General features: G+C 40.5%; 27 protein-coding genes. 21 read left to right on the top strand and 6 right to left on the bottom strand.

Going from position 1 to position 26,196, the window contains the following annotated elements; genetic code table 11:
* Window positions 1-23: 23 nt before the first annotated feature.
* A complete protein-coding gene (locus MB09_RS15820) occupies window positions 24-185 on the bottom strand; it encodes a DUF1328 family protein (protein WP_045081265.1) in 162 nt (53 codons plus the stop codon).
* Between the two features lie 852 nt (window positions 186-1,037).
* Here MB09_RS15820 and MB09_RS12590 point away from each other — a divergent pair.
* The 9 genes from MB09_RS12590 to MB09_RS12535 all read left to right on the top strand — a co-directional run bounded on the left by MB09_RS12590 (window position 1,038) and on the right by MB09_RS12535 (window position 10,703).
* Entirely contained in the window at window positions 1,038-1,793 is a 756-nt protein-coding gene (locus tag MB09_RS12590; RefSeq protein ID WP_045081263.1) for a hypothetical protein, read from the top strand.
* Window positions 1,794-2,231, top strand: a complete 438-nt coding sequence (locus tag MB09_RS12585) for a DUF5675 family protein (protein ID WP_045081262.1) — start codon at window positions 1,794-1,796, stop codon at window positions 2,229-2,231. It begins immediately after the preceding gene.
* 813 nt (window positions 2,232-3,044) lie between these two features.
* On the top strand, window positions 3,045-4,706 hold the full coding sequence (gldJ, locus tag MB09_RS12570) for a gliding motility lipoprotein GldJ (protein ID WP_045081259.1): 1,662 nt from the start codon (window positions 3,045-3,047) through the stop codon (window positions 4,704-4,706).
* Window positions 4,707-4,823: 117 nt separating this feature from the next.
* The gene (locus MB09_RS16465) at window positions 4,824-5,459 is read left to right on the top strand and encodes a hypothetical protein (RefSeq protein ID WP_052671385.1); all 636 of its coding nucleotides are present in this window, start codon (window positions 4,824-4,826) and stop codon (window positions 5,457-5,459) included.
* A gap of 86 nt (window positions 5,460-5,545) precedes the next feature.
* A complete protein-coding gene (locus MB09_RS12555) occupies window positions 5,546-7,615 on the top strand; it encodes a glycosyltransferase family 9 protein (RefSeq protein WP_045081258.1) in 2,070 nt (689 codons plus the stop codon).
* Window positions 7,616-7,669: 54 nt separating this feature from the next.
* A complete protein-coding gene (locus MB09_RS12550; protein ID WP_045081257.1) occupies window positions 7,670-8,224 on the top strand; it encodes a nitroreductase family protein in 555 nt (184 codons plus the stop codon).
* Window positions 8,225-8,376: 152 nt separating this feature from the next.
* Complete coding sequence (locus MB09_RS12545) at window positions 8,377-8,745, top strand: BlaI/MecI/CopY family transcriptional regulator (protein WP_045081256.1); 369 nt, start codon at window positions 8,377-8,379, stop codon at window positions 8,743-8,745.
* On the top strand, window positions 8,742-10,031 hold the full coding sequence (locus MB09_RS12540) for a M56 family metallopeptidase (protein WP_045081255.1): 1,290 nt from the start codon (window positions 8,742-8,744) through the stop codon (window positions 10,029-10,031). The genes MB09_RS12545 and MB09_RS12540 overlap by 4 nt, the downstream gene beginning before the upstream one ends.
* Window positions 10,032-10,223: 192 nt before the next feature.
* Window positions 10,224-10,703 (top strand): hypothetical protein, encoded by a 480-nt coding sequence (locus MB09_RS12535; RefSeq protein ID WP_045081254.1) that lies wholly within the window; start codon window positions 10,224-10,226, stop codon window positions 10,701-10,703.
* On the opposite strand, the gene MB09_RS12530 is transcribed toward MB09_RS12535, so the two are convergent.
* The 3 genes from MB09_RS12530 to MB09_RS12520 are packed head-to-tail and all read right to left on the bottom strand — an operon-like array spanning window position 10,704 to window position 13,723.
* Window positions 10,704-11,594, bottom strand: a complete 891-nt coding sequence (locus MB09_RS12530; RefSeq protein WP_045081253.1) for a hypothetical protein — start codon at window positions 11,592-11,594, stop codon at window positions 10,704-10,706. It lies immediately after the preceding gene.
* A gap of 48 nt (window positions 11,595-11,642) precedes the next feature.
* The gene (locus MB09_RS12525) at window positions 11,643-12,770 is read right to left on the bottom strand and encodes a glycosyltransferase family 2 protein (protein ID WP_045081252.1); all 1,128 of its coding nucleotides are present in this window, start codon (window positions 12,768-12,770) and stop codon (window positions 11,643-11,645) included.
* A complete protein-coding gene (locus tag MB09_RS12520; RefSeq protein ID WP_045081251.1) occupies window positions 12,767-13,723 on the bottom strand; it encodes a hypothetical protein in 957 nt (318 codons plus the stop codon). The genes MB09_RS12525 and MB09_RS12520 overlap by 4 nt, the downstream gene beginning before the upstream one ends.
* Window positions 13,724-13,767: 44 nt before the next feature.
* On the opposite strand from MB09_RS12520, the gene ruvC reads away from it, so the two are divergent.
* Window positions 13,768-14,325 carry a crossover junction endodeoxyribonuclease RuvC gene (gene ruvC, locus MB09_RS12515; protein ID WP_045081250.1) on the top strand — a complete coding sequence of 186 codons (558 nt, stop codon included), beginning with the start codon at window positions 13,768-13,770 and terminating at the stop codon, window positions 14,323-14,325.
* Window positions 14,326-14,334: 9 nt separating this feature from the next.
* Here ruvC and MB09_RS12510 read toward each other — a convergent pair whose 3' ends face one another.
* Window positions 14,335-15,393 carry a transporter substrate-binding domain-containing protein gene (locus MB09_RS12510; protein ID WP_045081249.1) on the bottom strand — a complete coding sequence of 353 codons (1,059 nt, stop codon included), beginning with the start codon at window positions 15,391-15,393 and terminating at the stop codon, window positions 14,335-14,337.
* A 118-nt stretch (window positions 15,394-15,511) separates the two neighbouring features.
* On the opposite strand from MB09_RS12510, the gene hemW reads away from it, so the two are divergent.
* The 11 genes from hemW (at window position 15,512) to MB09_RS12460 (ending at window position 25,737) form a co-directional block, all read left to right on the top strand.
* Window positions 15,512-16,666, top strand: a complete 1,155-nt coding sequence (gene hemW / locus MB09_RS12505; RefSeq protein ID WP_240484837.1) for a radical SAM family heme chaperone HemW — start codon at window positions 15,512-15,514, stop codon at window positions 16,664-16,666.
* 67 nt (window positions 16,667-16,733) lie between these two features.
* A complete protein-coding gene (locus MB09_RS12500; protein ID WP_045081248.1) occupies window positions 16,734-17,501 on the top strand; it encodes a cyclase family protein in 768 nt (255 codons plus the stop codon).
* A gap of 1 nt (window position 17,502) precedes the next feature.
* Window positions 17,503-17,853 (top strand): DUF4260 domain-containing protein, encoded by a 351-nt coding sequence (locus tag MB09_RS12495; protein ID WP_045081247.1) that lies wholly within the window; start codon window positions 17,503-17,505, stop codon window positions 17,851-17,853.
* Window positions 17,854-17,857: 4 nt separating this feature from the next.
* The gene (locus MB09_RS12490) at window positions 17,858-18,469 is read left to right on the top strand and encodes a DUF4230 domain-containing protein (RefSeq protein WP_045081294.1); all 612 of its coding nucleotides are present in this window, start codon (window positions 17,858-17,860) and stop codon (window positions 18,467-18,469) included.
* The gene (locus tag MB09_RS12485) at window positions 18,466-18,825 is read left to right on the top strand and encodes an MmcQ/YjbR family DNA-binding protein (protein ID WP_045081246.1); all 360 of its coding nucleotides are present in this window, start codon (window positions 18,466-18,468) and stop codon (window positions 18,823-18,825) included. The genes MB09_RS12490 and MB09_RS12485 overlap by 4 nt, the downstream gene beginning before the upstream one ends.
* 65 nt (window positions 18,826-18,890) lie before the next feature.
* Window positions 18,891-20,663: a MutS-related protein gene (locus tag MB09_RS12480; protein ID WP_045081293.1), complete on the top strand. Its 1,773-nt coding sequence runs from the start codon at window positions 18,891-18,893 to the stop codon at window positions 20,661-20,663.
* Window positions 20,664-20,964: 301 nt separating this feature from the next.
* The gene (locus MB09_RS12475; protein ID WP_165586708.1) at window positions 20,965-21,660 is read left to right on the top strand and encodes a hypothetical protein; all 696 of its coding nucleotides are present in this window, start codon (window positions 20,965-20,967) and stop codon (window positions 21,658-21,660) included.
* A gap of 106 nt (window positions 21,661-21,766) precedes the next feature.
* A complete protein-coding gene (locus MB09_RS12470) occupies window positions 21,767-22,762 on the top strand; it encodes a metal-dependent hydrolase (protein WP_045081244.1) in 996 nt (331 codons plus the stop codon).
* 3 nt (window positions 22,763-22,765) lie between these two features.
* Window positions 22,766-22,912: a DUF2256 domain-containing protein gene (locus MB09_RS15805; protein ID WP_084709115.1), complete on the top strand. Its 147-nt coding sequence runs from the start codon at window positions 22,766-22,768 to the stop codon at window positions 22,910-22,912.
* Window positions 22,879-24,189: a DASH family cryptochrome gene (locus MB09_RS12465; RefSeq protein WP_045081243.1), complete on the top strand. Its 1,311-nt coding sequence runs from the start codon at window positions 22,879-22,881 to the stop codon at window positions 24,187-24,189. Before MB09_RS15805 ends, MB09_RS12465 begins: the two co-directional genes overlap by 34 nt.
* Before the next feature lie 12 nt (window positions 24,190-24,201).
* A complete protein-coding gene (locus MB09_RS12460) occupies window positions 24,202-25,737 on the top strand; it encodes a cryptochrome/photolyase family protein (protein WP_045081242.1) in 1,536 nt (511 codons plus the stop codon).
* 2 nt (window positions 25,738-25,739) lie between these two features.
* Here the strand turns inward: MB09_RS12460 and MB09_RS12455 are convergent, their stop codons facing one another.
* Window positions 25,740-26,168 carry a YybH family protein gene (locus MB09_RS12455; protein ID WP_045081241.1) on the bottom strand — a complete coding sequence of 143 codons (429 nt, stop codon included), beginning with the start codon at window positions 26,166-26,168 and terminating at the stop codon, window positions 25,740-25,742.
* Between the last annotated feature and the right edge of the window lie 28 nt (window positions 26,169-26,196).

Genomic DNA, 26,196 nt, shown 5'->3' with positions numbered 1-26,196 from the left:
TTGGTTAATAGTTAAAGGGCAGTTTAACGCCTAAATAGTCTTGACAATAGACCCAACACTAAAAGTACTAGGAAAATGTAGAAAATAATACGCGCAATATCAGTGGCTCCTTCGGCTATGCCTCCAAACCCAAATATGGCTGCTATAATAGCTATTACAAGAAAAATAATAATCCATCTAATCATAATTTGTAGTTTTGTTGTTAGTATCTAACTAAGATACCGTGCAGAATATTTCTACAAAACTTTTTAATTCTAGTTTAACGGGAGTTGTTAATTATTTTAAAAATTCACTTCCGCTATAATCGTCCCCCTGAATACAAAATTATACCATAAAATATCTACTGTTTGCTATAAGAAATACATCCTTGCCGCGTCAAGGGGTATAAGGGATAATTATAATAGATTTTCTTGTCCTAAAGAGATATTGCGGCAAGCGCATTTGCAATCAGGGAGTTTGACCCAATGATGGAAGAAATATAAGTATCTTATTATGAAAAAACACAAGTGAGTTCTTTTAAGATTATTAGTTTCATTTGTATAAATATATCAGGATTTATTCTTTAACCTGTATGGTTATTTTAGGATGGCTCAGTTTTGCCCTTGTTGTATTCCACAAATCTTCCACCACAGATACTCTATAGCAAAGTCATTAAATTGGAAGATAACGGCATATTTTCCTACAAAATTAAAAGTATTACATATTTACTTGGGAACAGCTTGGGAAAAATGGCAATAATCCATTCCGCCATATTTCCGTCTAAATCTTTCTTTATTAAGGATTTGCCTCTTTTATAAGAATTTAAAAATTCTATAAATAAAACTACACTTCTTCTTTCCTTTCACTCTTTCCCTCTCTCCATCACCCATAAAAAATCCCCGCTCATAAAAAAATGGGGAAATATCTTATCTGGTATCCCCTTATATAAAGGGCTTTTGGAAATTTCGCAAAATAAATCGCGCCCATCTTGTTGCGTCCTTGTGAACAATCACCTGTCTTCAAAGCCATCTTTGCAGTTCACTTTAAATTATTTTATTATGGCTAAACAAACTGGAATTATCAAGTTAAAAGGCACTATTGATGATATTGCCTTCTACAAAACCACAGACGGTCACCTTGCCCGAGCTAAGGGAGGAGTTGACCGCGACAAGATCCTTCACAGTGCTGCATTTGCACGCACCCGTGAGAACAACTCCGAATTCGGTCGGGCAGGCCAGGGCGGTAAATTAATTCGCACCGCCCTCCGATCCCTGATGCAAAAGGCTAAGGACCGCCGTGTGGTAAGTAGGCTCACCACCCTCTTACTGGCTATCATTAAAACTGATGCCGTAAACTCCCGTGGCAATCGTACCCTTTCGGAAGGCAACCTGGCAATGCTTGAGGACTTCGACTTTAACATTAATGGAAAACTGGGCACCACCTTCTTCGGCCAGTTCATCCCAAGTTTTGATCGGGTTACGGGTGATGCCACCATTGCCATCGAGGCCTTTACCGCCACTGAGCAAATTGGCGCTCCATCGGGTACTAGCCACTTTAAATTGGCAATGGGCGTCGCTGAGTTGGATTTCCCAAACAAAACCTTTTCCTTCAGCGAGATGCATATGGGTATCCTGCCATACGACAACTCGGCTGTAGCAGCGGCAAACCTTACCGCTTCGGTAAACCCCAATTCAACCCTGCCGGTAGTAATCGTTATGGGTATCGAATTTTACCAAGAGGTAAATGGCGAGTACTATTCCCTAAAGAATGGTGCCTTCAACGCCCTGAATGTGGTAAATGTTGACGATGTGTAAATGGAACTTGTCCTAACAAGGGTTTATAAGCGTGGGGGTACCAATGGTACCCTCACCTTAAACGGACACTTCGTCTGCTTTACCATTGAGCTTCCTTGGAAAGAGAACAAACAAAATAGTTCCTGCATCCCGGAAGGCAACTACGAACTGAGGTCCCGAACCTCCACCAAATTCCACAACCACCTGGAAATCTTGGACGTGCCAAATAGAAGTTATATCCTAATCCATCCCGCAAACAATGCCATCACCCAACTGCGTGGCTGTATTGCCCCGGTCAACCTGTTAACGGGTATTGGTACGGGTATCAACTCTAAACTGGCCCTACAGAAACTCCTCTCCCTATACCATCAGGCTAGGGATAAAAATGAAAAAGTAATCCTTAACATTAATTCAAATCGGTATGAATATCTTAAACAGATACAAAAGTCCCACTCCTAAGTTCTTTCGAACCCTGCGCAATGTGGGCCTCGGCTTGGCAACGGCCGGCGGCACCCTGCTCGCGGCGCCTGTAGCCCTTCCGGCCTGGCTGCTTTCCGCCGCTACCTACGTAGTGGTCGCTGGCACAGTGGCCACGGCTGTAAGTCAGGCAACGGTTCAGGGTGAGGATCCTGAGCCCCCACATGCGCCTAATGGTGGTCTCTAAGGAGATTCCCTTTATAGCCGGCACCATTGGAGGCTTTTTGGCTTCTACGCTCCCCAATATAGGTTCCCAACAACTTATCACAACCTGTATCTTGGCGATTATAGGCGCAATAATTAGTTTCTTTACAACCCTCCTCTTACGTAAAATTGTAGCTGTGTCAACCACATATTTCTCCACAATTAGAAGATGGTTTAAGAAATTATAACCTCCTAAATATCAAAACCGTTAGGAATCTTATATCCTAACGGTTTTTTTTTTAGTATGTCCTTGCACTTTATAGCCTTAGTTGCCCTAGCTTTTTGGGCTGTGGTTAAATCCCAGATCGGGATTACCGAAGAAAAGCTTCCTAAAGCCTGAACAGAGTCTTTCGATAAACTATAAACTACGCTGAAGTGGACGGGCTTTTTTTGTTTATGGACGTTTTGTAATGTGGCTGCACCAAAATATTTGTTTAAAGGAATGGATGCTTTATATAAATAGATAATTAAAAAAACTATAAGAAGTAAGAACTTCCCCACAATAATTGTTTTTTTATAAAATCTGGCTTTGGTGAACTTGACTGAATCGAGAATAATTTTATTTTTGACATATTAAAAACCAGTCGATTAATGAAGCGAATACTTCCCTTAATCTTTATCCTTTTTCTCCTTTCCTGTTCAAAAAAGGACGACTACAAGAACAGTTCGCGGGCCACGGGATGGAAAATGATTGGCCGGATGGGCGGTTTTGCCAAAAATTATAATAAAAAGACCAAAGAACAGGAAACGGGTCCGGGCCTGGTTTTTATTGAAGGTGGAACATTCACCATGGGCCGCGTGCAGGATGACCCTATGGGCGACTGGAACAATATTCCCAACCAGCAGCATGTAATGTCGTTTTATATGGACGAGACAGAGGTTACCAACCTGATGTACTTGGAGTATTTGGACTGGTTAAAACGTGTATTTCCACCCGATGATGAAAATTATGGAAATATCTATGCCAGTGCACTTCCCGATACCTTGGCCTGGCGCAATCCTCTGGGTTTTAATGAAGCTATGGTGAAGAATTACCTGCGCCATCCCGCGTTTTCAGAATATCCGGTGGTGGGCGTAAGTTGGTTGCAGGCAGTAAATTTTTGCAAATGGCGAACCGATAGGGTGAATGAAAAATTATTGGAAGATGCCGATTTTACAGCACTTAATGCTAGATACAATATCAAAGCAAACGAAATATTTTCAACAGAAACCTATATCAAAGCACCTACTTTAGCATATGGAGGTAATGATTCCATCTTAAATGGTGGTAAACGTTCCAGTCGTCTTGTAGAACTTAAAAAAGATAGTACAATTCTGGGTGCTAAACATACCGACTTATATATGCAGCGCCGTGATGGGATCTTCCTTCCAGAGTACCGCCTACCCACTGAAGCTGAATGGGAATATGCTGCCTTGGGGCTCGACGGAATTAGAGAATATAATATTCATAAAGGACGAAAAAAGTATCCTTGGAACGGACAATACACCCGCTCCGGAAAACGTAAGTCGCGCGGCGACCAATTGGCAAACTTTAAACAATCGTATGGAGATTACGGTGGAATAGCCGGTTGGAGCGATGACAATGCCGATATTACCGCCCAAGTAAAAAGCTATCCCCCAAACGACTACGGTCTATATGATATGGCTGGAAATGTGGCAGAATGGGTAGCCGATGTATACAGACCAATTGTGGAAGACGATTATAACGACTTCAATTATTATCGAGGAAATGTTTATACCAAAGACTCCCGAAATTCTGATGGTACTTTTAACGTTGTGACTATAGATTCTATAATTTATGACACCCTGCCCACCGGCAAACTCATTCCAAGGCAACTTCCGGGAGAACTGATTCAAGTTCCTGTAGATGAATGGGAAACCTACCTTCGTATAAATTTTTCAACAAGTGACAACAGAAATTTTAAGGACGGCGATCAAAGATCAAAACTGTATAATGCCAAAAACCAATCTTCCACCGATTATCCGATGTACAACGCGCCGATCCATAAAGTCTTTGTCGATAGCACGGGCAAAATTCATCGTGAATATGATAAAAGTTCCAATAGAACCACATTGATAAATGATGAGGTTCGCGTTTATAAAGGCGGTTCGTGGCGCGATAGGGATTATTGGCTGGACCCGGCCCAAAGACGGTTTTTGCCACAATATATGGCTACAGACTATATTGGTTTTAGGTGCGCTATGTCCAGGGTGGGTTCTAAGACCAATAAGAAAAAACGACCGCGCCGATAATTTTTTTCAAAAAAGGGTAGGGTATTTTTTAAGATATTTGTTCAATATATGAATACCACAAAAGAAGCAATCAATTTTTTTTTGCTATATTTATAACAGCCACTAAAACAATTGTTTATGAAACGCAGAAACTTTATAAAGAAATCAGGCCAGGCCTTGCTTGCCGTTTCAACCATCTCAATTACCGGCGCCATTATTTCTTCTTGTTCCTCAGACGATTCTGAAGATTTTTTTGATGACGGCTATTACGACAATGGTTATTACGATGACGGTTATTACGATGACGGTTATTATGACGATGGTTACTACGATGATGGATACTACGATGATGGTTATTATGACGATGGTTACTACGATGATGGCTACTACGACGATGGCTACTACGACGATGGCTACTACGACGATGGCTACTACGGCGATGCCCAAGTTATTCGGGATATTTTAATTGGCTCAAACTGGAAAGTTGCGAGTTATATAGATAGTGGCGTTGATGAAACCGGAGATTATAACGGTTATACGGTTGACTTTAAAGTAAATGACCAAGTTACTGCCACAAATGGAAGCAATACCAATAATGGAAGCTGGTTGGTGAATGGTTCCGGGAATGAATTAACCCTAAACTTTACGGGAGTTCCTTTTAACGAATTTAATGACGATTGGGATATTGTAAGTGTCCTGCCTGCCAGAATAGAACTGCGCGATGTGAGCGGAGGTGGCGGTGGAACCGATATTCTTATATTTGAGAAAATATAGTCTGTTTGTTGTCTTTTGTATTTGATTGGACATTTCTCTAAAAACTTTTCAGAAATGTCCAATTTTATTTAATCCCTTCTTTTATTTTGAAAAAAATTCTATTCCTCCACGATACATTTTTGGAAACTCCCCGCGGTGCTGAGCTGACCATTAAAGAATTAATGGCGCTTGGCGAAACTAAAAACCATTCCGTTTCCGTAGATTTTCTGAGGAATTTTGAGGAAACAAAAAGTAAAATTTCCAAAGCAGATTTAATAGTTTTAAACAGTACTTCCCGATGTCATTTTGAGTTGGACTTGGTGGAGTATCTCCTTTCGCAAAACGTTCCGTATATTAAAGTGGAATATGATTATAACTTCTGTGTGCGCCGTAATATATTGTGCACAGTAGATTATAAAGTACGCAATTGTTGCAACCCCGATAAATTTCATCTTTTCAGGAAATTGTTTTCCGGCGCGGCCCTAAATGTTTTTCAATCGCCGAAACATTACCAATCACATTTCGAATTTTATGGAGAAGCCGTAGCAAAACATTTAATCATGCCGCCCACAGTAGATGTTGCCAATTTGAAACCTTCCGAAGAAAAAGACGAAGAAACAATTCCTTTTTTTGGGGATCTCAACTTTTTAAAGGGCGGGCACGACTATGTAACCTATGCCGAAGATCATCCTGAATTAAAATTTAAGGTTTTCGGAAAAAACCGATTGCGTCGTGAAATGCCAACGAACATAACTTTTCATGAACCCGTTTCAAACGCGGAAGTACTTGAAATTCTTGGAAAGACAAAACAATTTATATGTAAGCCAGTTTGGCCAGAACCCTCGGGAAGGCTTGCTGCAGAAGCATTTCTCTCGGGCTGCGAAATGCTCTCAAATGATAGAGTAGGAACGTTTTCTTTTGACTTTTACCCTGATAATTTCGAAAAGGCCAAAGCCGAAATGCTGCAGGCCCCGGAAAATTTTTGGAATGCAGTTTCTGTCATATTAACCAATTCAGGAAAGACCAAAGCGCCCAAATTGAAGAAGGTTTTAGTCTATAAAAGCTATGGCGGCCTAGGCGATATTTTCTTCGCTATTCCCGCTATCTATAAATTGGCGGCAGTTTCTGAAGAGCTTCATTGTGCTGTGGCGCCAAGACTTGTGGATTTTTTCCGTAAACATTTAAAAGGGGTCAAGGTAGTGGGCGAACCCGAAGCGCGCAATCAGGAATCCAATTACAGCAACATCTACGAACTGGGCAATTATCCAGCTTTTCGAGGCTATGATTTGCCGCACGCCCTGAAATATCCAACCCATAAAAAAGTAAAGCAGCACGCGATTCAGCATTATATAGACACGGTTTCAAAACTGCATATTGATATAGACAATCATTTGGAAAGCTACCCCTATTTTGAAAATAATAAAAAGGCTTCAAATTCTTATTTCGTCGTACATCACGGAGCTGGTTTTTTACTTAAAATTTGGCCAACTGAAAAATATGCAGCCTTAATTGAAAGACTGCGCGTAATCTTCCCAAATTTAGACTGCAAAGTTATTATGGGGCCGGACGACCCTGACCTTGCCAAATATTTCTCCAAACCAATGCCGCACGTTGAGTTCATTACTGGTGGAATGGAAGATGTGGGCGAGGCGATGGCAGGCGCATTGTTCCATATTGGTAATGACGCCGGAATAACCCATGTGGCTGGAGCGTTTAATGTGCCCACTGTGGGAATCTATGGCCCCACCGGTCCGGGAAGTTGGGGCAGCTTTGCGGAGCACAACGAGCTTATCTGGGGAAAAAAAGGCGTTTGCAACCTTAAATGTAATTATGACGTAATCTTGAACTGTGCCCACAGAATCTGCTTAACATCTGTAACGTTAGAGAGGGTTCTGGAGGCACTTTACAAGGTCTTGCAGCGTGCTTATTATCCCCAAAATAATTCGCAACTTCGGTTAAATCCACAAGTATCTATAGAATTTGGCAAAAAAGATTGTTTGGTGAAGTTGGGCGAAAACGAATTATTGTTGGAATACCACAATGATACAATGAAAGACGAGGTTGAAAAATTGCTTTCAAGTAAAATTTCAAAAGAACCAAACGCAGGAGATTTGAAAATGGTTACCGACGTTTTAGTGCAACAAAATATTATTTTCAAAATTCCCACATTCGCTTAAAATTGTTTTTTATCAAAGAGGCTTTTACTATCTTCACGAGCCAAATTAAAAAAAATGATTTCAGAAACCATAAAGAACCGTCGTGCGGTTTTTCCTGCCCAGTATAACGACCAGCCCATTTCCAAAGAAGAAGTTTTAACCATCCTTGAAAGCGCAAATTGGGCGCCAACCCACAAGCGCACCGAACCGTGGCGTTTTAAAATTTTTCATGGCGTGTCACAAATTGCCTTGGGGAAATTCATATCCGAAACCTACAAACAAACTACAGAAAACTTCTCAGAGTTTACGTACAATAAATTCATGGACAATCCTGTAAAAGCGGGATGCGTAATAGCAATCTGTATGCAGCGAGATCCAAAGGAGAGTATTCCGGAGTGGGAAGAAATTGCCGCCACAGCAATGGCCGTGCAGAACATGTGGCTAACAGCGCACGATATGGGCATCGGTGCCTATTGGGCATCTCCGGGGGTTTTAAAATATATGGATAAATTTATTCAGATGGAGGAGGGCGAGCAGTGCTTGGGCTTTTTCTATTTGGGAAAATATGACGACGAGCTTCCCGAAGGCACCCGCAAGACTTCCATTGAGGCAAAAACTGTCTGGGTGTAAATATTCAAGATTTAAGATTCAAGATTCCTAAAAAAACTCACAGGTTTTTATAAAAGCTGTGGGTTTTTTTATATCCCATCATAACTTTAACAACTAAAGAATTAGTTTAAACTAAAAAATTAGTTATATTTGAAATGTTAAGCACAAGAGATATGAAACAATTAACAAAAGCAGAAGAAGACATTATGCAAATCCTGTGGGATTTGGAAGAGGCAAACGTAGCCGCAATTATAGAGCAACTGCCTGAGCCAAAACCTGCATATAACACGGTTTCCACCATTGTCCGTATTCTGGAAAGCAAGGATTTTGTGGATTACAGAAAGGAAGGTCGCGGGCACGTATATTTTCCGAAAGTGAAGAAAACCGAATATAGCAATCAATCCCTGCACAAATTAATGGAGGGTTATTTCCAAGGTTCCTTTAAAAGTATGGTTTCTTTTTTTATGAAGAAAAACGATATCAGCATTCAGGAAATGGAAGCTATTATGAAAGAGATTAATTCCGAAAAGACTGAAAAATGATACATACATTATTTCAAATTCTCGTTTTTCAAATATTGTTTTTGGCGATATACGACCTCTTTCTGAAAAAGGAAACTTTTTTCAATTTAAACAGGGCCTATCTGCTTTTCGCACCCGTATTGGGCTGCGTGTTGCCCTTTATAAGCCTTGGCTTTATTCAGCAAAATATTCCGCAGCAATACGTGTTTCAGTTGCCAGCGGTCGTCATCGGCAATAATGAGGAAACAATAGTAACCACATCCTCCTCTTGGCCTCCTACCTTACTGCAGATATGGATTGTCGGAATTCTCTTCAGCACCATATTCTTACTTTGGAAATTATATAAAATCGCAAAACTGAAATCCTCCGGCGCCGTGGAAAAGGTTCACGGCATTCAATTGATAATTCTGCCACGGTCTGAGGCTGCCTTCTCTTTCTTCAACACTATTTTTCTGGGTGAAAATATTTCCGAAGCCAGCAGAGCCAGTATCATTGCTCACGAAAAGGTCCACATCAAACAAAAACATTCGCTGGATTTGCTGTTTTTTGAAGTGCTCCGCATCCTATTTTGGTTCAACCCGATGGTGTATCTTTTTCAGAGGCGGATAGCCACACTGCACGAATATATCGCAGATGCAGAGGTTGCCAAGACAAACGATAAAAAGCAATACTATCAAAACCTACTTTCAGAAGTATTCCAGACCGAAAATATTTCATTCATCAATACATTTTTCAATCAATCATTAATCAAAAAACGAATCATTATGTTACAAAAATCAAAATCCACAAAAACCGCGCGCTTAAAGTATTTTTTGCTGGTTCCGGCAATCTGTGGAATGTTAATCTATTCATCCTGTTCGGACGAAACAAAAAAGGGAGGCTTTGAAAAATCCAATCAAACAGCACCCATAGTTGTCATTGATACCCTCCAAACCGCTGAAAGAATCACGGATGTCCCATTTTCCGCAATAGAAAGGGTTCCTGTATTTCCGGGCTGTCCGAAGGCCGATAACGAGACTATGAAACTTTGCATGTCGCAAAAAATTGCCGAATTTGTAAATTCAAACTTCAACATCGGTTTGGGGAAAGAACTGAACTTAAAGGGCAGACAGCGCATCGCCGTCCAATTTAAAATTGACAAAACAGGAAGAATAACAGATGTGCGTGCCCGCGCGCCAAAACCGGAACTGGAGGCCGAAGCCGTTCGCGTAGTAAAATTGCTCCCACAAATGCAGCCGGGCGAGCAGAAAGGCGAAAAAGTGGGCGTGCTGTATTCCCTGCCCATTGTTTTCGAGGTGGTGGAATAGCATCCTTTCCCAAACCTGACGGGTCTCAAAGACCTGTCAGGTTTTTTAAAACCACCTAACCCAAAGATTTCAAATATTTATAGGAAAAAAACTGGTAAATAGATTCGTCTATTTTAATAAACAACAACTTAGCTTTTCAAGGAATTAAGTTTCAGTAAATTTGTACCTTTCCCAGTAGAACATTTTTCTGAAATGAAGTACCTCTTTCTTTTTGTCCCATTCCTGCTGCTGGCGTCGTCTTGCCAGTTTTTTGAGACCGAAAAAGTTTCTTCGGAAGAAATTTATAACGAAGAAATCAAGACCATCGATTGGAAGGATGTAGATAGGTATCCTTCCTTTTCCAACTGCGAGAACACTTTGGAAAAACCCGAGCAGAAGGACTGTTTTATCAATACCATCAATACACATTTATACCGCTCTATCAGTAAGGATGATATGGTCGCGGTACGGGAAATCTACGATACGATAAAGGTAAATTTTGAAGTGGGCAGCAATGGCCAGCTTTCCATACTGGAAATAAAAATGGACACTTTGCTAGAAAGGGAATTTCCCGATTTGGAAAAATGGCTCATCCAAAGTATCGATTCCCTGCAGCCAGTGGCGCCGGCCTATAAACGCGGTATTCCGGTGAAAACACAATTCACCTTACCCGTTATTATCAAAACAAATTGATTACAGGTTGAATTTATAACCGAGTGTGAAATCTACAGGAAACTCATCATTGCTTTCCACATTTAACCCCACAATATCGTTGTAGTTAAAAGTGATGTAACCGTTGCCCACTTTATAATCTGCCCCCAAGCCAAATGTTAATGGAGCGTTGAAATCGCTGCCGGAAGTCTTTTCAGTATATGTTATATTAGGAAAAACATGGGGTGCCAAAATATAGGTTTGTTCCCTTTTTGAAAAAGTAAGTGCAGCAAATTTGGTATTTATAAAAGCATCAAACTTGGATTTTTTCACAAATTTGAAACGGTAGTTCAGCGATAATTGCGAAGCGGAATATTTGTACTCACTGCTTTCAAAAGTCTGTTTAAAACGAAACACAAGTGCGTGTCTTTTTAGTTTCACAACATCTATCAATTCAAAATCTATTCCCGCGACGGCTTGCAATTCATTGGTTGGATTTTCTGTATAAACACTGTTGCTAACCCCTGCAAAAGCTCCTATGCGAAACTGTAGATCTATGGATTTTTCTTTTTCATTGAAGTTGGGATCCTTCTTTTTGTTGTATTCCACAAAAAATGCGCGAAGACTCGGTAGGGTTAGGTTTACTTTTTCAGTGGAGATCGCGGCATCACTCGTTTGCTGCCGTAGGGTTTCCTTGTATTCCTCTTGGTAATCGCCGTTTTGTCTTGTGTTCTTAAGTTCTTCAATATCGCTGCCTTTTTTTGAAAAATAGCGGTACTCTCCATCAATTGTATTCCAAAGCAAGGTTAGGGCGCCTTCCACTTCAGTTTTCAGAGTGTAGGTTTCACCGTTGACGGTATATTGCTGCTGGGCCTGCAGCGTGCCTGCGGAAAAGGTTAAAAACAAAACGAAAATAGGAAGGAACGATTTCATAAGGGCAAGTTTTAAAGTATGGCTAAGGTAAAAAATTTAATCAATTTATCACTGTTTTTCAAAGCTTCGCCCTTTCCAGGAATAGTTTCCGCCAAAGCTACCGAAAACTACCACCAAAACAATCGTCGCATACAGAAACGGCAGCCACAAAAATTTCCACAGTACAATTTTCTCTGAAAAGAATACTGCCGCTTGCCGAATTACAAGATAATCTGCGATTATTTTTGCGGAAAGAAGCAATATGTAAACGAAAAGGTTTTGAGAATTGAAAACCATTAAAAACGGAATTGCGAGCCATGAAACATTCACCAAAAACACCAAAATGCCCAAAAACGTGGAAGCTGTATTTTTTTGCTTCGAAGTTTTTGAAGCCCAACGGATACGCTGGTTTATAACTTTTCCCCAAGTCTCTTGCGGTTTTGTGGAAACAATTGCTTCCTTCGATTTCAAACAGTGAACTTGCTTCGGAAATGCTTTTTTCATCTTTTCCAACAGAAAAATATCATCGCCGCTGGCAATATGTTCATTTCCCGAGAATCCGTCCACTTCTGAAAAAGCCTCCTTTTTATAGGCCAAATTTGCGCCATTACTGAGCAACGGATTGTTCAGTCCAAAACTACCGATGGTCACGGCCTGCAGACTCAAACCGTCGAGTTGCTGAAAGCTTTCAATAAAACTTCCGTTTGATTTGTAGATTACCGGGCCGCAGACCATCACGGGATTGTTTTTTTGAATAAAAGCATCCAAGGTTTTTAGCCAGTTTTTAGGAAGCTCGCAGTCGGCATCGGTAGTTACAATCCATTCGAAGTTTGAATTTTTGATGGCTTTGGAAATGGCATCTTTCTTTGGCGCGTGTGAAATCCGCTTATTTTGAATAAGTTTTATTGAAAATCTGCTTCTCTGAATTGCCTCGGAAACAATTGCTTCGGAAGTATCTTCGGAAGCGTCGTTTACACAAATGATTTCAAGCAATTCAGAGTCATACTTTAATTTTTCAATGGATTCCAAAAGCGCCTGAAGGTTCTCGGCCTCGTTCCTAAAAGGGATAATAAGACTGAAACGGGTTTTGGACTTTTCCGTTTCCGAAGAAAAAGAAGCTATTTTTTTAAAACCATAAACTATGGCCGCCATCGAAATAAAATAAGCGACAAACACTATCAGAACCGCCCAAATCATCGGGTTGCGGGTTGGTAAGTGAGCACAAAAAAACTGCCCAGTAACGAAGGCAATACAAAATTGAAAATCCACATAGCGAGCACGGTTGATAGTACAACCAACTCCGCAACTCCGGCAAACGAGAACAGCCAAACCGCCACGCCCCCGCGGATTACAACGTCAAAAATAAAAAGCGTGGGCAAGATGGAAACCAAAAAATACATTGCAAAAATCAGCGGGATAGCCTCCCAAAAGGCAATGTTTACGCCAAAAAATAGCAGCAAGCCGTAAAACATCCCGCTGAAAATGGCATAGCGAAATGTTGAGAATAAAAGGGTTTTAAATTGTATCTGCAACGGAATCTTTTTGAAAAATTGAATCACTTTGGCAATCGAAAACCCCTTTAATAAAAGTTCTTTTTCCTTGAAATAATAACCGACCGCAAAAAGCAAAATAATGCCAATTCCAAAGTAACAGAGCGTCGCGACCGAATAGCTTATATTAAAATTTCGCAATAGATATAACAGTCCAAAAAAGCCAAAAAAACTTGTGACAAACATTTGTGCCGCACTTGAAAAGAAGTTTAGCAACAGTATTTTTTTTCGTTTTTTACTTTCAAAAAAGAGTGCTTTTGCACCGTATTCACCAATTCGGTTAGGCGTTGCCAATGAAACGGTAAGCGACGCCAAGCTCTGTTTTAGCGCAGTTTTGAAATTCATTTTTTCAAAAGTTGAAACCAAGGTTTGCCATTTCAGAATTTCAAAAAACCAATTGGCAGTCGCTAATAAAGCAAAGAACAACAATGAATATGCGGCAATGCTTCCTTTGGAAAGAACAGTGGCCGTAAAGTCACTAAAGCCCAATGTAGAATTGTTTTTCAGTTTAAAAAATATATACCCAAACGTTAGGGCAATCACCAAAACTTTGGCGGCGGCAAGCAGATATTGTTTAGCTTTGTGGGGTACGGCAATCATAGTGCTAAAATACTAATTCCCACGAAAGCGGGAATATTCTGTTGATGAAAGACAAAATTGAAAAAATAATATTGGGAATAGACCCGGGAACCACCATTATGGGGTTCGGCTTAATAAAAGTGGTAGGCAAACAAATGCAGTTTATGCAACTGAACGAGCTGCAACTAAAAAAATATGACGACCATTACCTAAAACTGAAGCTGATTTTTGAGCGTACCATTGAGTTGATTGACTCGCACAATCCTGATGAAATTGCTATTGAGGCACCGTTTTTTGGAAAAAACGTGCAATCGATGCTCAAGCTGGGAAGGGCGCAGGGAGTGGCAATGGCTGCGGGACTTTCACGGCAGATTCCCATTACCGAATATTCTCCCAAAAAAATAAAAATGGCCATTACGGGCAACGGAAACGCCAGTAAGGAGCAGGTGGCAAAAATGCTTCAAAGTCTTTTGAGTTTAAAGGAATTACCAAAGAATTTGGACAGTACCGATGGTCTCGCGGCGGCCGTTTGCCACTTTTACAATTCCGGGAAGGTTGAAATTGGAAAAAGTTACACAGGTTGGGCAGCTTTTGTGAAACAGAACGAGGACCGTATAAAATAGTTGAGACTTTTAATTTCGGGAAATCCAATCTTCCACAATATGCTGGATTTCCTTTGTGTCCTGTAAGTGGATAATCTCTAAATCCACTTGTCGCTTTAAGTTGCTGCCAATTGGAAATACAAAGCCGTAATATTGGGGTTCGATCTTTTTTCTGCTCAGCAAAAAATCGTCCCTTCTTTTGGTTTCAAAAATATATTCCAGCGGGATTTCGTCGTAGATTACCGCATCCACTTTTTTATCGAGAAGCATTTGGTAGGCTTCGGAAACGGTATGCACGGCTACCGGAGTTCCGCCCATATCAATGGTTCTATCCATTATTTTTTTATAATCCGGCACCGCCACCCTCTTGTTTTCAAGCTGTTGCATACTGGTTATAGTCTTATCTTCGCGGGTAGTAAGAGATAATGTTGTGGCAATTCCGGCCACAAAGGAAGTTGCCAAAATCAGCGAAATAATCATCCAAGACCCCATAACCACGCGTCCGGCGGTGGTTCGCGGGGCATAATCGCCGTAACCCACCGTGGTCATAGTTACAATAGCCAGCCAGATTCCTGAACCTATGCCCTGATGCACGCGCTCTCCGTAAACATCCTTGGCTTTCCGGCCTTCCACTAACCAAAATAGAAAACCTACAATGGTAAGAATAAGTAGCAGGCCCAAGACGGCAAAAAGGAATGTTTTTGAAAAAATGGGACTCACTTTTTCCCAAACGGTAAGTTCCTGAACGGGTGCAAGAATGGCCATTTCGGTGTTATAATAGGGTTGAGAAAAGGAAATTTCAGCCGCCCGTTCGGCATTAATGGTTATCGGGCCCAGCAAAATATCGATTTTATCCGCTTGGGCCGCTTCTATTCCGTCCTCAACGGAAGGAAATTCTTGTAGGGTGTATTTCAGATTTAAGTTGAAAGCTATTTCTTCCCAAATATCAAAAACGATCCCCTCTTCTTTTCCGTCGTGTAATACGAAAGGAGCCGAGCCAGCGTAGCCCACACGGATTTTTTCGTTTTTCTCCTGCCCAAAGGCTAATAGGTGGATAAATATGAAAAGAATACTTAGAAATTTTGGCATAGCAGTTTTTCTAAAATGTATAAAGAGTTGTTTTTAATGTAGGATTCCCGTTTCGGTAAAAATAATAACTAATTTTGAAGCTCTGTGCGGTTTCGGCTTTAAAACAGTGCATTTCTTGATGGCAATGATGAATTCAGAAAACAAAAATAAAGGTTTCGGCCTGTACCTCCACATCCCTTTTTGCAAGCAGGCGTGTCATTACTGCGATTTCCATTTTTCCACTTCGCTGAAGAAAAAGAAGGAATTGGTAAATGCGTTATGCACGGAATTGCTGCTGCGGAAAAATGAGCTCGACGGAATTGTAGAAACCATTTATTTTGGGGGCGGTACCCCGAGTTTGCTTTCTTCCGAAGAATTGCAACAAATTTTTGAAACTATTTATTTAAATTTTAAGGTTTCAGAAAATCCAGAAATCACCCTCGAAGCCAATCCCGATGACCTTTCAAAACAACAAATTCTCAAATTCACAAATTCACAGATTAACCGTTTGAGCATCGGCATCCAATCTTTTTTCGAAGAAGATTTAAAACTAATGAACCGGGCCCACAAAGCTTCCGAAGCTTTGGAGTCTATAAAAGAGGCGAAGCAATATTTTGAAAACATCAGCATCGACTTAATTTACGGCATTCCGGGAATGGGCAACGAGCGGTGGAAAAGGAATCTTGAAATTGCCTTAAGTCTGGACGTGCCGCATCTTTCGTGTTATGCCTTGACAGTGGAGCCAAAAACCGCTTTAAAAAAATTCATCGAAAAGGGAATCGTGCCGCCTGTGGATGAAGAAGCCGCAAAACAGCACTACGAAATATTACTTTCGGAAACCGAAAAAGCTGGGTTGGAGAACTATGAGTTTTCAAATTTTGGCAAACCTGGTTTCCATTCCCGAAACAACACTGCCTATTGGGAAGGGAAACCCTATCTGGGCATCGGGCCCTCGGCACACAGTTACGATGGAAAATTCCGCAGTTGGAATATTGCCAACAATACAAAATACATAAAAAGCATTGAGGCAGGCGAGCTTCCATCTGAAAAAGAATTGCTGTCAAAACAAGACAAGTACAACGAATATATCATGACGGGATTGCGTACCAAAAAGGGCGTTTCCTTGGGAAAGGTTGAAAGCGAATTTGGAAAAAAATATTCAGAATATTTATTAAAACAAGCTGAGAATCTATTAAAAAATAACCTTTTGATCCTTGAAAACGAAACACTAAAAATTTCAAAAAAAGGAAAATTTTTGAGTGATGGGATTGCGGCAGACTTGTTTTTCGTTTGAGACTTAACAGGTCTTAAGACCTGTTAGGTCTGGGAATGTCGTATCTTTATTTTTTCAAAATTTGCAAATGAAAACTACAATTGAACATAAAGGAATATCAATTAACATCGATCTTTCCAAACCGCTGGATATTTCAATTCCACTTCAGGCTTCGGAAGAAAATCCGTTGGCGTGGTACCAAAACCAACCGATAATTGAGCCCGTAAAAATGGGCGATTGGACGGGAAAGGTTTCGGAAGGCGCTTCGGTAAATTTCAACAATATGTTTTTCAATCCGCACGCGCACGGCACACATACCGAGTGTTTTGGGCATATTTCCAAGGATTTCCATTCGGTAAATGAGGCGTTGAAAACCTTCTTTTTTTTGGCCGAAGTGATTTCGGTAAAACCCGAAGCTCCCTTTCCTTCGGAGAGAGCGGGGGGAGAGGACAAAATTATTTCCGAAGAAAGTATTGCCAAAGCCTTAAATGGAAAAACACCCGAAGCCATCGTAATCAGGACACTCCCGAATACTTCAGACAAAAAATCAAAACATTGGTCAGATACCAATTGGCCTTTTCTTCACGAAAAAGCTGCATTGTTTTTACGGGAAATCGGCGTAAAACATCTGCTAATTGATTTGCCTTCGGTTGACAAAGAACGCGACGAAGGTAAACTTTTGGCGCACAAGGCTTTTTGGAATTTTCCACAAAACCCACGTGAGGATTGTACAATTACAGAATTGATCTATGTTCCCGATTCTATTGAGGACGGCAGCTATTTGTTGAATTTACAGATTGCATCCTTCCATAACGATGCTTCACCCAGCAAGCCAGTTTTATATAAAATCATTTAGGATGAAAACAACTTTAAAAATAGAGGAATCGGCCCAATTTATCCTGGGGATTTTCCTCTTTTCACAATTGGATTATGCGTGGTGGTGGTTTCCGGCATTGTTGCTCACACCCGATATTGGCATGGTGGGATATTTGGTTAACACTAGGGTTGGCGCTTTTACCTATAATCTTTTTCACCATAAAGCTATTGCAATTGCCCTTGGCTTGTCAGGATTTTATCTCAACAATTCCATGTTAATTTTAATAGGTGTAATTTTGTTCTCACACGCTTCCTTCGACAGAATTTTTGGATACGGTTTAAAATATCCAGACAGTTTTAAGAATACTCATTTGGGAAGCATTGGAAAATAATATCATGGAATATCTCTTTATTGGCTTGGCCGTTGGTGCTGTTGTGGCTTATTTTCTTTTTGCGCGTTTCAGTGGTGACCGAAAACGTGAGAAGGTAAACACCCAGTCGGTTATTTTGATGGAAAAAATACGCAGTGTGTGCAAATTCATTACCGTGGAAGGCGATTTTTCTGAAATTTTCTATTACGAAAATGTGAAGGATAAATGGCTGAATTTACTTTTGGGAAAAAAGAAAGCCTTGGTTTTGATTGAAGCCAAAGCACACATTGGCTTTGACCTAACAAAAGTGAAGATGGATGCCGATACAAAAAACCGAACCATCATTTTAACCAATTTTCCCCAGCCCGAACTGCTCACGATAGAAACAGATTTTAAATATTACGATAAAAAGGAAGGGTGGGCAAACCCTTTTACAGCGAGCGATTTGACGGAAATAAATCAGGAAGCCAAAAAGCACATTGTTGATAAAATACCTGAAAGCGGTTTGTTCAATGAAGCTTCAAAACAAGCCTTGGAAACCATTCAGCTTATGGAAAAACTGGTAGAGACCATCAATTGGAAACTGGATTATTCGGCATTGTATTCGGCAGAAGAAAAACCAAAAATAAACCAATGAACATAGAACAGTTTCGTGAATATTGCATCTCTAAAAAAGGCGTGGAAGAAACCTTTCCCTTTGGGGAAGATATGTTGGTTTTTAAGGTGATGGGGAAAATGTTCGCACTCACCGGTTTGGAAACGCATCCCGCCACGGCCAACCTAAAGTGCGACCCCGAGCGTGCCATCGCGCTCCGAGAGGAATACTACGGCTTGATCCGCCCGGGCTACCACATGAGCAAAGTACATTGGAACACGGTGGAACTCGAAAGAAACATTCCCAATGAATTGCTTTTGGAAATGATTGACCACTCCTATGATTTGGTTCTAAAAAGTCTTACCAAAAAACTACAAGCAGAACTGAAAAAATCCTAAAGAGCCAAAAACCTCACAGGTCTCAAAGACCTGTGAGGTTTATCGTAATGGCAAAACTTAAAACTATGCGCAACCCCTCCGATTTTTATAAATTACAGATTGAAATCCATTCCGAAGCATTACGAAAGATAAAACGGAAACTCGCCTTTTCCAGCACGCTCAGGTTGGTGGTGTTTTTGCTTGCCTGTTTTGGGGTATATTTTTTCTTCGGAAATGTAAAAGTGGTGGTTGCCATCATTGCAGCGACCATCGGGGCATTTGTTTATTTGGTTTCAAAACACAGCGCTCTGCAATACCAGCGAGATTTAGAAAACGCTCTAATAGCACAAAATGAAACCGAGCTGGAAGTGCTGGACCGGGCGTTTCACCATTTGCCTTCCGGCGAAAAATATAAAGATCCGCTTCATTACTACAGTCAGGATATTGATCTTTTTGGGCGTGGTTCTTTTTTTCAATACTTAAATAGAACTGCTTTGGAAAGCGGCTCCGATTTTTTGGCGAAAATTTTCACTGAAAACAAAATTGATGCAATTCCAAAAAAGCAACAGGCAATAACCGAATTGGCTGAAATGCCCAAATGGCGCCAACAATTTTCTGCAATTGCTTCTTTGGTGAAAATAGAAGTTTCTGCCACCGAAGTAACCGATTGGCTTAAAAACTATAAAGCTTTTGTCCCAAAGTGGATAAAGACTGTGTCGCTTGTGTTTTCGGTTATTTCAGTAACATTGATTGTGTTGAACTTTCTCGATTTGGTTTCGGGTTACGCTGTGGCCGGCTGGTTCTTTTTGGGATTGGCAATTTCGGGCAGCTATTTAAAAAAGGTAAACGACCTTTCCTCGCATACTTCAAAAATTCAAAGCACTTTTGAACAATTTTATAAATTAATCAAAGAAATAGAACGCGAGGAATTTTCTTCAGAATTACTTTCGGAAAAACGAAATCTGGTGGTTAATTCAGAAAAGAAAGCCTCATCTGTCCTGAAGAAATTTGCAAAACACTTAGATGCATTAGATCAACGTAGCAATATGCTTATTGGGGTTATTGCCAATGGTTTTATGCTTCGCGATCTGCGTCAAAGTTACAATATTGAACAATGGATTTTGGAGCACAATGCGAGTGTCTCGGTGTGGTTTGATGCAATTACTTTTTTTGATGCCTATAACAGTTTGGGCAATTTCGCCTTTAACCATCCCGACTATGTGTTTCCAAAAATCAGTGATGATGTTCCCGTTTTAAAAGTGAAGGGAGCCGGACATCCATTGTTGAAGGAAAGCACGATGGTGCGGAATGATTTTCAGATTAATTCAGAAGAATTCTTTATCGTTACCGGGGCGAATATGGCGGGCAAAAGCACTTTTCTTCGAACCGTTTCCCTTCAAATTGTAATGGGAAATATAGGTTTGCCGGTTTGTGCCGAAAAAGCCCAGTATAACCCAATAAAGCTCATTACAAGTATGCGGACTACGGATAGTTTGACAGACGATGAGTCGTATTTCTTCAGTGAGTTGAAACGTTTGAAATTTATTGTGGACGAAATAAAGTCTGACCGCTATTTCATCATTCTTGATGAGATTTTGAAAGGAACAAACAGCACTGACAAAGCCATCGGCTCGCGCAAATTTGTTGAAAAGCTCGTAGCCAGCAATTCCACGGGCATCATCGCCACCCACGATTTAAGTCTTTGCGTGGCTGCTGAAGAACTGTCCGAAGTAAAAAATTATTTTTTTGACGCGCGAATTGAAAACGACGAACTTATTTTTGACTACACCTTCAAACCCGGAATCTGCCAAAATATGAATGCTTCATTTCTTCTGAAAAAAATGCAAATTGTAGATTGATTTTTTATAATTATCGGAAAAACAGTCAATTATAATTATTTTTTCTTTACTTTTAAAAAAGCTTTATTCTTTATGGATTCTTCACTTTAGCTTTTTTACTTTCCTCACTTTGCCCCAAAATTTAAAATAGTAATCAATTTTAATATTTATACTAATTTAATTTCATGGGATTATGAAAACAACCACCAACCTTAAGTTTATTGCAATAACATCAATAATGTTGTTATTGAATTTTAGTGTTTTTGCTCAAAGTGAAGCAAATCGACCAAAGTATCTTTCCGTTACAACCATGCATTGGAATATGGATAAAGAAGATTTCAATATGGACGATTGGAAAGCTGTAGAGAAGGAATATTTGCAAAAAGTAGTTGCGAAGAATGAACACATTACCTCGGCATCCTATTACACCCATCTTTTTTCCCCAGACAATACCGAAGTGCTTTATGTACAGACTTACCCATCGTGGGAAGCAATGGAAAAAGCAGCGCAACGTTCTGAGGAGCTCGCACAGCAAGCTTGGCCTGACGAAAAAGCACGAGGAAATTTTTTCAAAAATCGAGATAGTTATTTTTCCGTAAACCATTCTGACGAAATTTACGCTCCTCTGGATGGCGTTAAATTGCTTCCACAGAATAATTCGAAAGATTTGGTACTATATGTTCGCCGAACCTACTTTACATTCCCGGAAGATGGTTCCCAAAAGGAATTCAATGAAATGCGTGCCGAAAATATGTCGAAGGTTCTTTCTAAAAACGATTATATAAAAGGCTATTATCCAAATGTTCACGCTTGGGGAAGCGACAAAACTGAGTTTGTGGAAGCTTTTTTTGTAGATTCAATGTGCGACATGGAAAAAATGTTTGATAAAAATAGTGAATTAATTGGCCAAGCGTGGCCGGGAGATACAGGAAAACAAAGAGGTAAAAAATGGAACAAATATTTTACTGGAGTCCACGGTGATTCGGCCTATACTTTAGTGGCTGAACTTTCAAAATAGAAATTCAGAATTGAAATATTTAGAAAAGGATGTTTTAAAAAGCATCCTTTTTTTATTTTGAAGAAGTACGTATTTTCACGGTTTTTCAAATGAAAGGTATTTCCGAATGGATTCAGTAACGCAGATTGTTTTGGGTGCTGCCGTGGGCGAAGCGGTTCTAGGTAAAAAGATTGGCAACAAAGCAATGGTTTTGGGCGCGATTGCTGGAACGATACCGGATTTGGATGTGCTTTCAAGCCATTTTACCGATACCGTTACCGCTTTGGAAATCCACCGTGGGTTTACCCATTCCATTGTTTTTGCAGTAGTTTTCGGATTGCTTTTTGGGTGGCTGCTTTCCCTTTGGGACAAACGGGCGAGTTTAAAAGAATGGTCGTGGTTCTGGTTTCTGTGTTTCGTCACGCATCCGTTGTTGGACGCTCACACTACTTGGGGCACACAGCTCTTTTGGCCGTTGGATCTTCGCTTGGCCTACAAAAATATTTTTGTAATCGATCCGCTTTATACGCTGCCGTTTTTGGTGTTTCTGATATTGGCGATGCTTCAAAAAAGGGGAAGCATTAAAAGGAGAAGATTCAATAACCTCGGTTTGATCATCAGCAGTGCCTATATGTTGCTTACAATAATTCTGAAGGGAATAACCTATTCCAAATTTGAAGCTGCATTGAAAAAGCAAAACATTCCCTATTCCGCATTGGAAACAAAACCCAGCCCGCTGAACACAATTTTGTGGACCGCAAATGTGGAAACCGACGATGCTTTTTTGATAGGCGATTATTCTTTTTTTGATACCAAACCCATTCGGTTTTATCCGCATCCGAAGAACCACGAAGCCCTTGGCGATTTAATGGAATACGACAAAGTGCAACGCCTTATAAAAATTACGCAGGGTTGGTACACGATTTCTGAAAAGGAAGAGGGAATTTATTTAAACGATCTGCGTTTCGGGATGATGAGCGTTGATCCGCAAGCGGAAAAGTATGCCTTTAGTTTTCGAATCGAAAAAACAGGAAATGACGTTATCGTTACCGAAGAGGAAAAAGATACCCGTGATGCCAAAAAATTATTGGCTGATCTTTGGACGCGGATCAAAGGAAATTGACCCATGAAAAAGAAAGCCGATCTTCCGCAGAAAATTTGCCCTATTTGTAGGCGCCCATTCACCTGGCGGAAAAAATGGGAGCGGGATTGGGAAAACGTGGTATATTGCAGTAAAAAATGCCAGAAAAACAAACACAATCTACGGCCTTAGTTTGGTTCACCAAAGACCTTCGCCTGCGTGACAATCATTCGCTGCTGCAGGCTTTAGCTGAAAATGAAAGAACGGTTGCGGCTTATTGTTTTGATCCGCGGCATTTCGCCGAAACCAAGTACGGTTTTAAAAAAACTGAAAAATTCCGAGCTAAATTTTTGATTGAAACCGTTATAAATTTTCGGAAAAATCTTCAAAACTACAATATCACGTTGTTGGTTTTTCACGAAAAACCGGAAGTTATTTTTCCGAAAATTGTAAAAAAATATAAAATTGATACTATTTATTGTCAGCGGGAATGGACTAGCGAGGAAGTTTCGGTTTCACAAAAAATAAAGGCAGCTTTGCCCGATTGCAATTTCATAGAAACCTATGACCAATTTCTCTTTCATCCTGCGGAAATTCCCATTTCAAATTTTTCGGAAATCCCTGAAGTTTTTACCGATTTCAGAAAAAGAGTGGAAGCCAAAGCCGAAGTCAGAAAATATGCGGAGTATCCTAAAGTTCAGCCAGAAAGCAATCTTGTGGAACACAGCACGGAAATTCCGGGTTTAATCGATTTGGGATTGGCGGAATTTGAGGTTGATGCACGCTCGGCATTTCCCTTCCAAGGTGGCGAGGAAGCGGCAGAAGAACGTTTGCAGAACTATTTTTGGGAAACGCAGAACCTAAAAAACTATAAGGAAACCAGAAATGGAATGTTGGGCACTGAGTACAGCTCCAAATTCTCCGCTTGGCTTGCCAATGGCAGTATTTCCCCGAGGTTTATTTATGCAGAAGTGAAAAAGTTCGAGCGTGAAGTTGTCGCAAACCAAAGCACATATTGGCTGATCTTTGAACTGCTGTGGCGCGATTATTTTAAATATATTTCCCTGAAGCTCGGTTCCAAAATTTTTCAGTTAAATGGAATTTCAAAAAAGAATTTGGATTGGAAAAACGAACCCGAAGTTTTTAAAAAATGGACTGAAGGCGAAACGGAGGAACCTTTCGTAAACGCAAATATGAATGAAATTGCTGCCACAGGTTTTATGAGCAACCGCGGCCGCCAAAACGTGAACAGTTTTTGGGCCAAGGAATTGTTGCAGGACTGGCGCATCGGCGCGGCCTATTTTGAAAGTATGCTCATAGATTATGATGTGCACAGCAATTGGGGCAACTGGATGTATAACAGCGGCGTGGGCAACGATCCCCGCGACCGGAAGTTCAACATTCAAAAACAGGCGGAGCGGTATGACCCGGACGGGGAATATCAAAAAAAATGGCTAAAGGATTTTTAATATAAAAATGCAATGAAAAAACTACGGCTTATCCTCGGCGATCAATTAAACCACAAACATTCCTGGTATTCAAAAACTGAAAAGGACACCCTATATTTTATGGCTGAAATGCGGCAGGAAACCGATAATGCACATCATCATATCCAAAAGGTAATCGGCTTTTTTGCTGCAATGCGGAATTTCTACGAACACCTCAAAAGCAACGGTCACCAAATAATTTATTATGAAATTGATTCCGAGGGAAATAAGCAGCATTTGGTTGAAAACCTGCGGGATTTAATTGAAAAGCACTGCATTGAAAAATTTGAATACCAATTTCCCGACGAGTACCGATTGGACGAACAATTGAAGGATTTCTGTAAAAATATTGAAATTGAAACCGAAGCTTTCGACACTGAACATTTCTACACCACACGAACCGAAATGGCCGAGTTTTACGAGGGAAAGAAGGAATTGACGATGGAATATTTTTATCGAAATATGCGGAAAAAACACGAAATATTGATGCAGAATGCTTCACAACCCGAGGGCGGCAAGTGGAATTTTGACAAAAGCAACCGAAAAAAATGGACCGGGAAACCTGAAATTCCGCACGAAAAAGGATTCCGAAAAGATGTTTCAAAAATTTTGGAACAGATTGAAAAACAGGACATAAAAACTATTGGTACCGTTGATGCAACGGCCTTTAATTGGCCCACCTCCCGGCCGGATAGCTTAAAGGTGCTCAACTATTTCTGCGAAAACCTTTTGATACATTTCGGCGATTACCAAGATGCGCTGCATACGGACGAGCCGTATCTGTTCCACTCGCGGCTTTCCTTTTCAATGAATACCAAGATGCTTTCGCCCCAAGAAGTGATCGATAAGGTTTTGGAAACCTATTACGATAGAAAATCTGAAATTGATATTTCGCAAGTGGAGGGTTTTGTGCGACAGATTTTAGGCTGGCGTGAGTATATGCGCGGTATTTATTGGTTGAAAATGCCCGGCTATCGCCGCTCCAATAAATTGGACAACCAAAACAAATTGCCGGATTTTTATTGGACGGCCAAAACAAAAATGAACTGCCTGCACCACGCCATATCCCAGAGTTTGGAGCACGCCTATGCCCATCATATCCAGCGATTGATGGTAACGGGCAATTTTGCACTGCTCGCCCAAGTGCATCCCGATGAGGTAGATGCGTGGTATCTGGGAATCTATATCGATGCCATTGAATGGGTCGAAATGCCCAACACACGCGGGATGAGCCAATATGCCGATGGCGGAATCGTGGCAACCAAGCCCTACATTTCCAGTGGAAGTTATATCAACAAAATGGGCAATTACTGTAAGAGCTGTAAATATGACGTAAATAAAAAAACGGGCGAAGAAAGCTGTCCGTTCAACGCGCTGTACTGGAATTTTTTAAGTGAGAAACGGGAACACTTTAAAAATAACCAACGAATGAATATGATGATGGGCTTATTGGAGAAAATGAAACCGGAAACGCTGGAAGCACATTTAAACAGAGCGAAAAAAATAATTGCGAACCCTGATGCTTTCTAAAGTTAACAACTCAAATCTGCAATAATTTTCCATTCCCCGTTAATTTTTCTGAAAATAATAAGAAAAACTCCGTTCGCATTTCCCGCATCGCGAACCAAGTGAAATTGTCCCATAACGTAATACGAATTGTCTTCAATTTTGGTAATCGCGTCGATAGTGAAGGTTAAGGTCCCGGTATATTCTTTTGAAGGATATCCTTTTTTATAGTTGTCCAATGTTTTTTGCCATCCGTTTGTAACTCCTTTGCTGCCGTAGAATTTCAGCGAATCGCTTTTCCAATAGCCTTGCATAAAGCCTTCAAGGTCGTTTTGGTTCCAAGCGTTTTCCTGTGATTTCAAAACGGAAAGAATAGCCTTTTTATCAGCGGTTTCAGTTTGGGAAAAAGCTTGAAGCGTTAAGATTAAAAATAGTAAAGGAAGAAGTTTTTTCATAATCGGAAAGTTTCACTAAAGATAAATT

Origin of the sequence: Aequorivita vladivostokensis (genome assembly GCF_000952855.1) — a bacterium.
GTDB lineage: Bacteria > Bacteroidota > Bacteroidia > Flavobacteriales > Flavobacteriaceae > Aequorivita > Aequorivita vladivostokensis.
Note: the sequence above shows the minus strand (reverse complement) of the source record. Positions and strands in the feature narration are given on the sequence as shown.

What these genes read in the sequence shown, in the direction of transcription:
- MB09_RS15820 (WP_045081265.1), bottom strand. Translation starts at nt 185, where the DNA reads ATGATTAGATGGATTATTATTTTTCTTGTAATAGCTATTATAGCAGCC.
- MB09_RS12590 (WP_045081263.1), top strand. Translation starts at nt 1,038, where the DNA reads ATGGCTAAACAAACTGGAATTATCAAGTTAAAAGGCACTATTGATGAT.
- MB09_RS12585 (WP_045081262.1), top strand. Translation starts at nt 1,794, where the DNA reads ATGGAACTTGTCCTAACAAGGGTTTATAAGCGTGGGGGTACCAATGGT.
- gldJ (WP_045081259.1), top strand. Translation starts at nt 3,045, where the DNA reads ATGAAGCGAATACTTCCCTTAATCTTTATCCTTTTTCTCCTTTCCTGT.
- MB09_RS16465 (WP_052671385.1), top strand. Translation starts at nt 4,824, where the DNA reads ATGAAACGCAGAAACTTTATAAAGAAATCAGGCCAGGCCTTGCTTGCC.
- MB09_RS12550 (WP_045081257.1), top strand. Translation starts at nt 7,670, where the DNA reads ATGATTTCAGAAACCATAAAGAACCGTCGTGCGGTTTTTCCTGCCCAG.
- MB09_RS12545 (WP_045081256.1), top strand. Translation starts at nt 8,377, where the DNA reads ATGAAACAATTAACAAAAGCAGAAGAAGACATTATGCAAATCCTGTGG.
- MB09_RS12540 (WP_045081255.1), top strand. Translation starts at nt 8,742, where the DNA reads ATGATACATACATTATTTCAAATTCTCGTTTTTCAAATATTGTTTTTG.
- MB09_RS12535 (WP_045081254.1), top strand. Translation starts at nt 10,224, where the DNA reads ATGAAGTACCTCTTTCTTTTTGTCCCATTCCTGCTGCTGGCGTCGTCT.
- MB09_RS12530 (WP_045081253.1), bottom strand. Translation starts at nt 11,594, where the DNA reads ATGAAATCGTTCCTTCCTATTTTCGTTTTGTTTTTAACCTTTTCCGCA.
- MB09_RS12525 (WP_045081252.1), bottom strand. Translation starts at nt 12,770, where the DNA reads ATGATTTGGGCGGTTCTGATAGTGTTTGTCGCTTATTTTATTTCGATG.
- MB09_RS12520 (WP_045081251.1), bottom strand. Translation starts at nt 13,723, where the DNA reads ATGATTGCCGTACCCCACAAAGCTAAACAATATCTGCTTGCCGCCGCC.
- ruvC (WP_045081250.1), top strand. Translation starts at nt 13,768, where the DNA reads ATGAAAGACAAAATTGAAAAAATAATATTGGGAATAGACCCGGGAACC.
- MB09_RS12510 (WP_045081249.1), bottom strand. Translation starts at nt 15,393, where the DNA reads ATGCCAAAATTTCTAAGTATTCTTTTCATATTTATCCACCTATTAGCC.
- hemW (WP_240484837.1), top strand. Translation starts at nt 15,512, where the DNA reads ATGGCAATGATGAATTCAGAAAACAAAAATAAAGGTTTCGGCCTGTAC.
- MB09_RS12500 (WP_045081248.1), top strand. Translation starts at nt 16,734, where the DNA reads ATGAAAACTACAATTGAACATAAAGGAATATCAATTAACATCGATCTT.
- MB09_RS12495 (WP_045081247.1), top strand. Translation starts at nt 17,503, where the DNA reads ATGAAAACAACTTTAAAAATAGAGGAATCGGCCCAATTTATCCTGGGG.
- MB09_RS12490 (WP_045081294.1), top strand. Translation starts at nt 17,858, where the DNA reads ATGGAATATCTCTTTATTGGCTTGGCCGTTGGTGCTGTTGTGGCTTAT.
- MB09_RS12485 (WP_045081246.1), top strand. Translation starts at nt 18,466, where the DNA reads ATGAACATAGAACAGTTTCGTGAATATTGCATCTCTAAAAAAGGCGTG.
- MB09_RS12480 (WP_045081293.1), top strand. Translation starts at nt 18,891, where the DNA reads ATGCGCAACCCCTCCGATTTTTATAAATTACAGATTGAAATCCATTCC.
- MB09_RS12475 (WP_165586708.1), top strand. Translation starts at nt 20,965, where the DNA reads ATGGATAAAGAAGATTTCAATATGGACGATTGGAAAGCTGTAGAGAAG.
- MB09_RS12470 (WP_045081244.1), top strand. Translation starts at nt 21,767, where the DNA reads ATGGATTCAGTAACGCAGATTGTTTTGGGTGCTGCCGTGGGCGAAGCG.
- MB09_RS15805 (WP_084709115.1), top strand. Translation starts at nt 22,766, where the DNA reads ATGAAAAAGAAAGCCGATCTTCCGCAGAAAATTTGCCCTATTTGTAGG.
- MB09_RS12465 (WP_045081243.1), top strand. Translation starts at nt 22,879, where the DNA reads ATGCCAGAAAAACAAACACAATCTACGGCCTTAGTTTGGTTCACCAAA.
- MB09_RS12460 (WP_045081242.1), top strand. Translation starts at nt 24,202, where the DNA reads ATGAAAAAACTACGGCTTATCCTCGGCGATCAATTAAACCACAAACAT.
- MB09_RS12455 (WP_045081241.1), bottom strand. Translation starts at nt 26,168, where the DNA reads ATGAAAAAACTTCTTCCTTTACTATTTTTAATCTTAACGCTTCAAGCT.